Origin of the sequence: Kaistella sp. (genome assembly GCF_032060305.1) — a bacterium.
In the GTDB taxonomy this organism is placed as follows: Bacteria; Bacteroidota; Bacteroidia; order Flavobacteriales; family Weeksellaceae; genus Kaistella; species Kaistella yananensis.
Genome location: NZ_DAMBHK010000003.1, coordinates 11,989 through 19,225, shown reverse-complemented (window position 1 = coordinate 19,225; position 7,237 = coordinate 11,989). Strand labels below are relative to the sequence as shown.

Sequence of the window (7,237 nt, the reverse complement as noted above, 5' to 3'; positions counted from 1 at the left end):
TTCTATCAAGCCCCAACAAAAATCCTGCAGCAGATTAACGAAATTGTAATCCACCAGCAACAGAATTTCGATAAAACCTGGAAAAAAATCCAGATTGAAATGGCGGAACAGAAAATTTTCATCCGCAGCGCAAAAAACCTTTCCCCGGCGCAGGAACGTTTCGTAAAGGAGTATTTTGATGAGATGGTTGAAAGTAACGTGATTCCCATTTTGCTTCATGAAAATGTGCCTATGCCCTATCTCCGCGACAAATCACTGTATCTGGGCGTGGCAATGAGAAAGAAAGAATTTCAGTACGAAAGCAAATTTGCCATTATTGAAATTCCTTCCCGGGCGGTGGGACGCTTTGTGCTGCTGCCGTCCGAGGATAAAGCAGAGAAAAACGTAATGCTTCTGGAAGATGTAATTATTTATAACCTTCCGCATATTTTCTCCTATTTCGGGTATACCGATTTCGAGGCTCACTGCTTTAAAGTAACCAAAGATGCGGAATTCGATTTAGATAACGATATCAAAACCACGCTTGCAGAAAAAATTGAGAAAGGCATTAAATCCCGAAGAAAAGGAAAGCCTACACGGTTTGTTTTCGATAAGGAAATGGATAAAGCCCTGCTCGAATTTCTGATCCGTAAACTTCATTTAAGCAAAAAAGACAGTATAATTCCTGGTGGTAAAATACATAACTTCCGGCATTTTATGGACTTTCCCGATGTTTTTAAAATGTACCGGAAACCAGAGGAACGCAATTCTTTTGACCACGCGATGTTTATCGGACAAAGAGTTACGGATGTGATTCAGAAAACCGATGTTCTGCTCACCTTTCCGTATCACCGGTATACGCCGGTCATTGATTTACTCCGCGAATCGGCGATGGATCCCGAAGTAAAATCGATACAGATCACCGCCTACCGATTGGCAAGTCAGTCGAAAATCGTGAATGCCCTCATCAACGCAGTAAGAAATGGCAAGGAAGTTACTGTGATGCTGGAACTTCGCGCCAGATTTGATGAAGAAAGCAACCTGGAATGGAAAGAAATCCTGGAGCAGGAAGGGGTAAAGGTTCTCTTCGGGATTCCGAATAAAAAAGTTCACGCAAAACTCTGCATCATCAAGAAAAGATCGCACAACAAAACCGTTCAGTATGGCTTTGTAAGCACAGGAAACTTCAACGAAAAAACGGCAAAAATATACGGCGACCATCTTCTGATGACTTCGGACCGCGGAATTATGGCCGACATCAACAAAGTTTTCAATGTATTGAGAAAACCTAAAGAAGACATTCTGCCCGCCCTGAAATCCTGTAAAAATCTGCTGCTCTGCCCCCAGTTTATGCGCGAAAAAATAATGCTGCATATCGACAAAGAGATTGAAGAAGCCAAAGCCAACCGCCACGCAGAAATGATTATTAAAGTGAATTCTTTGAGCGACCGCGCCCTGATTCAGAAGATTTACGAGGCAGCAAATGCCGGCGTGATCTGCAGGCTGATTGTTCGGGGGATTTACTGTGCTGTGAACCAGAAACAGTTTAAGAAAAAAATTCAGGCCATCAGCATTGTGGATGAATATCTGGAACACGCCAGAGTCATGTATTTTTACAGCAAAGGAAACGAAGATATTTACATTTCTTCGGCCGACTGGATGACGCGGAACCTGGATTACCGAATTGAGGCGGCGGCTAAAGTCACCCAGAAAAATTTAAAGAAAGAAATTAAAGACATGCTCGATATTCAGCTCAGAGATAACGTAAAAGCCAGAATTCTGGATAAAAAACTGCGCAACGATTATGTAAAAACCGGCACAAAAGAAATCCGCTCTCAGGTGGAAACCTATCATTACCTCAAGAGTTTATCGGCCAAATCCTAACACCACTTTCTCATTCTTGTAGGTACAGGATTAAAAATGTACCTTTGCTCAGCTTTTGGAAAAGGGAATCACGTGAAATCCGTGAACTGTCCCCGCAACTGTAAATCACATAAAAAGAATTGTTTCAATACAAAACCACTGGAAACGGGAAGGTGGAAACAATGTGAAAGTCAGGAGACCTTGCCTAAAGTTTAACAACAAAAACGCTTTCGGAGGAAAAGCCTGATATATGAATAAAAAATATCTTTTCTCAGCAATACTGCTTTGCAGCCCTATGCTTTTACTGGCACAGGAGCACGCCATAGATACTGTTTTTGTATTTGACAATCAATTGGATAACTCCAGAAAAGTTCAGAAAATATCAAAACTCAAGGAAGAAGATTTACTCAAAAACACCACCAATCTTTCTGAGGTTCTCCGTTTTCAATCTCCCGTTAATATCAAAGAAAACGGCCGGGGAATGGTTTCTTCGCCCTCTTTCCGTGGAACAACCGCACAGCAAACTGCTTTCATCTGGAATGGGATTAATGTGAATTCCCCTTTTTTAGGTCAGGGCGACATCAATAATCTGAATCTCCTCGGGTACGATCAGTTAGAAATAAAATCTGGTGGCGGAAGCGTGATTTACGGAAGTGCGGCAATCGGAGGAACAATTCACCTAAACAATGAACTGACTTTTAACAAAGGTTTCCGCCAGTCTCTTTTTATGGAATATGGCTCTTTTGAGACAGTTAACACCTTTCTGAAATCATCTTATAGCGATGAAATCCTAAGTGTGAAATTTAGCGGAAATTATTCGGAAAGCAAGAATTACTACGAAGTTCCGGAGAAAAATTATCAAAACATCAACGGACAATACCAAAATAAAAATTTCAATCTCGGTGTTGCTTATAAAATCGGTTCGGGAAATACCCTTGCCTGGCAGACCCAGCACTTTAGCGGTTCACAGCATTATCCCACTACAGAATTTGGTTCCAGATCCAAATATCTTTCCGATAGCTTCCGAAGCACGCTGAGCTGGAATTTTAAATCAAAAAAAATTCAGAACATTTTACGACTGGCTTATCTGGAAGATGAATTTCAGTATTTCAGTACGATAGAAAAGCCTAAAAGCAGCGGCGGAACAAGCGAAGTTTCTTTGCTGAAAAACGATTTCAACTATTCCATTAATGACGATTTTGCCCTGAATATCATTACCGATTATCAGCTCAATAAAGGCAAAGGTTACCAATCCGGAATTACGGATGTCGTAAGAAATGCCGGTGCTTTTGCCGCATTATTGCGATGGAGTCCTCACCAAAAATATTATTTCGAGGCGGGAATAAAGAAAGATATCGTTGAAAATCTGGAAACTCCCATTTTATTTTCATTATCTGGCCGCCACGCCGTAAACCGTTGGTATTCATTAATTTTCAATTTATCTAAAAACTTCAGATATCCTTCTTTTAATGATTTATACTGGCAACCGGGCGGAAATCCAGATTTGAAATCGGAAATTGCACATCAGGTTGAACTCGGCAATAATTTCAAATACAGAAATCTCTCCTTGAACCTGTCTCCCTATTATCTGCGAATAAAAAATATGATCCAATGGGTTCCGGGTTCCCTGGGATACTGGGTTCCGGTCAACACTTCAGAAGTAGAATCTTTTGGTCTAGAATCTCAGCTTGAATTAAAGAAAACCTTTGGTGAACATTCTGCAAAAATGAGTGTAGGATATGTGTTCAACCACGCGATCAATAAAGAAACCGGGAATTTCATGACGTACGTACCAAAACATAAAGTTTTCGGAAATGCAAGTTATCGCTACCGTTCTGCCGAATTATATGCACAGGCAATGTTTAACGACCTCACCTACACCACCACTGATGAAGAAAGATCATCTGCCATCCCATCCTATTTTGTAATGAATACCGGAATGAACTTCCGTGTTCTGAAAAACCAGCAGCTGGGAATTAAAATCAACAATCTCTGGGATCAGGTATATGAAACTTCAGCATATTATCCGATGCCTAAAAGAAATTACAGCATTCAGTTACTGATTAACTTTTAAATAAATATAAAAAAAATGAAATTATCAAAAATTTTAGCTTCGGCTTTTGCCTTTACGTTATTGTTCAACATTTCCTGCCGAAATGAAGATCCTGTCGTGGAAGTTCCGAAAGGCGCTTATGAAAACGGGATTCTAATTGCAAATGAAGGAGGATTCTCAACCCCTACTGCATCGGTAACGTTTTTGCCGAACGATCTTTCAGCTCAGGAAGACAATATTTACGGCAAAAACAACAATAACGAAAACTTAGGAAATGTATTCCAAAGCATCGGCTTTAAAAATGATAATGCGTTTTTGGTACTGAATGTTCCAAATAAAATTGAAGTCGTAAACCGATATACTTTCAAAAAAACCGCTACGATTTCTGCCAATCTTGAGCAACCCCGTTACATTGCTTTCACAGGAAATTACACCTACGTGACCAATAATAACTTTTATGATGTCATGAAACTGAATATTTACGACGCCGGCAACAGCTTTGTGAAAAGCATTAGTTTCGACCGTTATGCCGAAAAAGTAGTTGCTTCCGATGGCTTTGTATATGTACAAACCGATGGAATTACCTATGACAGCAACTACAACGAATTGCCAACCGGACATACCATCACCAGAATTAGCCCTTCAAATAACCAGGTGGATAAAACCATCACGCTAACCGACAACGGCGCAATTCGTGACATGATTGCTGACGAAAACACGGTATATGTTTTATCATCAGATAACAACCAGACCTACCTTTACAAAATAGCGGCAAAAACGGCAACCGTGGAACAAATTGCTTTACCCGGAATTACGAATGCGGCAAAACTTGCGATAGAAAACAATAAAATCTATTTTGTGACAGCGGCGAAACAGCTGTATTCAATGAACGGAAATACTGTAGTTCCTATGTTCGGTTTTGAAACCAGAAACATTTATGGATTTAATGTAATCGACGGAAAAGTATATATTCCAGATCCTTCTTTCTCAGCCAACAGTATTACCAGAGTTTATAACACTTCCGGAACGTTACTCAAAACCCTTACTACCGGGATTGGGACCAATGGTTTCTACAAAAACTAAATTTTTTTCAAAACGGTGTCAAGGTCTTTACTTTGACACCGCTTTTTTTTAAGCAGGTTTCAATCCTAAAATCTGCGCCTCTCTGATGACGAAATTTCGGGCTTCAACTTTATCGTTGGCAATTTCGCCTTCCAGAATCGCTTCTTTTACTTTTTCCTTCAAAATCCCGATTTCTCTTCCGGGTTTCAGGTTGAAAAGTTCCATAATTTCCTCTCCGGAAATCGGCGGCTGAAAATTCCTGACCTGATCTTTCTCCTCCACTTCTTTAATTTTCTGGGCAACATATTCAAAATTTTTCTTGAATTTCTGCTGTTTTGAAGAATTTTTAGTGGTAATATCGGCCTTGCACAGCGTGAAAAGATCTTCCAGATCCTCACCGGAATCAAAAAGCAGTCTCCGCAGCGCCGAATCTGAAGTTCCGTCATCGATTAAAGAAATAGGACGCGACGAAAGCTTCACGAGTTTCTGCACATACTTCATGTCGCTTCCCAAAGGCAGTTTCAGCCGGTGGAAAAGACTTTTCACCATTTTAGACCCCAGAAATTCATGTCCGTAAAAAGTCCAGCCAATGCCTTCCACAAATTTTTTGGTTGGCGCTTTTCCGATGTCGTGAAGAAGGGCGGCCCAGCGCAGCCAAAGGTTTTGGGTGTTTTTGGAAATATTGTCGACCACTTCCAGGGTGTGCCAGAAATTGTCTTTATGGGTCTGCCCTTCCACTTCTTCAATGCCGCGTAAGGCAGTAAGTTCCGGCATCACCAAAGGCAAAATACCGGTTTCTTCCATTAGTTTTAAACCAACAGAAGGTTTTTCGGAAAGCATTATTTTATTGAATTCGACCATAATCCTTTCCATGGAAACGATTTTGATTCTTTCGGCTTCTTTTTTTATGGCGTGAAGTGAATTTTCTTCGATTTTAAAATCCAATGTAGAGGCAAACCGGATCGCGCGCATCATTCGCAAAGGATCATCAGAATAGGTTTGGCTGGGCTCCAGAGGCGTTCTGATGATTTTATTATCAATATCAGAAATTCCGTTGAAAGGATCAATCAATTCTCCGAAGTTTGCTTTATTCAGAGAAATGGCGAGCGCGTTGATGGTAAAATCGCGGCGTTTTTGGTCGTCTTCCAGCGTGCCGGTTTCTACGGAAGGCTTTCGGGAATCTTCGGCATAACTTTCTTTCCGTGCCCCTACGAATTCCAGATCCAAACCTTCATGTTTGAACATTGCCGTTCCGTAATTTTTGAAGACTGAAACTTTTAATTTTGGGTTGATTGCCTGGGCTACTGCTTTCGCCAGATCCATCCCGTTACTTTCGGTAACGAAATCGATATCTGTTGGCACTTTCCTTTTCATCAGCAGATCGCGGACGTATCCGCCGACAATAAAAACTGTCTGGTGATTACTTTCTGCGACTTCAGAAATGATTTTAAATAATTTGAAATTTTGATTTTGAGTAAGATTAATCAGCATAGCAGGAATTCCGGACCCGGAAAATTTTTGCAAAGATAGCAAAATAGCAAAACCTGCATTTCTGCAGATTTATTTTATTGTATCTTATTATTTTCATCGAGAAGCCAGTCATCGATTTCGTCTTCAAGGTAAGAAGTCTGGAGTTTGATGGCTTCCAGAAAATCATCCGGAATATTTGAAACGTCTGTATTCTCCAGATTCCATAACTCGTCGCTCATTGATTCATATTCTGAGTAAATTCTTTTGAAACGCGGGCTTTTCTGCTCTAATTCCTCTATTATTTTCTTTTGAGGATTGAATTTTCTGTAGGGTCTGGAAGGATTCATGGAAATGTTTATTTTTTAGTTTTAAACTGTAAAATATCAATCAAATAAGTATATTCAGATAAAATAAACATTCCAATACTGTTTGAAAATGAAAAATTTATCAGATTGTCAGTCGCTTTTCAGAAATTAAAATTAGTCATAAAATTGAAACAAAAAAATATTTTAACAAGAATTTCTTATTGTTTAACATATAGTTATAAATTTGCAGACACGCTTTTTTTATGAAAGAACTTTTACTGAAACAGAAACAGGTTGTGTTTTTCATTATTGCCGGTGGTTTGAGCGCAGTGATGGAAATTGGTTCTTTTAAAATCTTCAGTATTTATATTCCTTTGATCTTTGCTGATGAATACAATTACCACGGAATTTATTTCCCGCTGAGTAATATTTTCTCTACTGCATGTGGAATTATTACAAACTATTTTTTAAGTATCTGGTTTGTTTTTGTTCGTGGGAAACACTC

General features: G+C 39.6%; 5 protein-coding genes, 1 pseudogene and 1 riboswitch. Of the genes and pseudogenes, 4 read left to right on the top strand and 2 right to left on the bottom strand.

Annotated elements, in window-relative coordinates; all coding sequences use genetic code 11:
- The 3 genes from ppk1 to V5N63_RS00800 all read left to right on the top strand — a co-directional run.
- On the top strand, positions 1-1,863 hold a 1,863-nt coding region (gene ppk1, locus V5N63_RS00810; protein WP_332032147.1), incomplete at its 5' end, for a polyphosphate kinase 1.
- A gap of 3 nt (positions 1,864-1,866) precedes the next feature.
- A riboswitch (cobalamin riboswitch) is annotated at positions 1,867-2,065 on the top strand.
- Positions 2,066-2,092: 27 nt separating this feature from the next.
- Positions 2,093-3,916: a TonB-dependent receptor plug domain-containing protein gene (locus tag V5N63_RS00805; protein ID WP_332032145.1), complete on the top strand. Its 1,824-nt coding sequence runs from the start codon at positions 2,093-2,095 to the stop codon at positions 3,914-3,916.
- 15 nt (positions 3,917-3,931) lie between these two features.
- Positions 3,932-4,978 (top strand): hypothetical protein, encoded by a 1,047-nt coding sequence (locus V5N63_RS00800; RefSeq protein WP_332032143.1) that lies wholly within the window; start codon positions 3,932-3,934, stop codon positions 4,976-4,978.
- Between the two features lie 48 nt (positions 4,979-5,026).
- On the opposite strand, the gene V5N63_RS00795 is transcribed toward V5N63_RS00800, so the two are convergent.
- Together V5N63_RS00795 and V5N63_RS00790 are read right to left on the bottom strand one after the other, a co-directional pair.
- Positions 5,027-6,448, bottom strand: coding sequence for a CCA tRNA nucleotidyltransferase (locus tag V5N63_RS00795; RefSeq protein WP_332032141.1), 1,422 nt, complete (start codon positions 6,446-6,448; stop codon positions 5,027-5,029).
- A 74-nt stretch (positions 6,449-6,522) separates the two neighbouring features.
- On the bottom strand, positions 6,523-6,774 hold the full coding sequence (locus V5N63_RS00790) for a hypothetical protein (RefSeq protein ID WP_332032139.1): 252 nt from the start codon (positions 6,772-6,774) through the stop codon (positions 6,523-6,525).
- Positions 6,775-6,995: 221 nt separating this feature from the next.
- Here V5N63_RS00790 and V5N63_RS00785 point away from each other — a divergent pair.
- A pseudogene (locus V5N63_RS00785) lies at positions 6,996-7,237 on the top strand (GtrA family protein); the annotation flags it as partial.

Excerpts from the sequence above, each read along its gene's own strand:
- V5N63_RS00800 (WP_332032143.1), top strand. The coding sequence starts at position 3,932 with ATGAAATTATCAAAAATTTTAGCTTCGGCTTTTGCCTTTACGTTATTG.
- V5N63_RS00805 (WP_332032145.1), top strand. The coding sequence starts at position 2,093 with ATGAATAAAAAATATCTTTTCTCAGCAATACTGCTTTGCAGCCCTATG.
- V5N63_RS00795 (WP_332032141.1), bottom strand. The coding sequence starts at position 6,448 with ATGCTGATTAATCTTACTCAAAATCAAAATTTCAAATTATTTAAAATC.
- V5N63_RS00790 (WP_332032139.1), bottom strand. The coding sequence starts at position 6,774 with ATGAATCCTTCCAGACCCTACAGAAAATTCAATCCTCAAAAGAAAATA.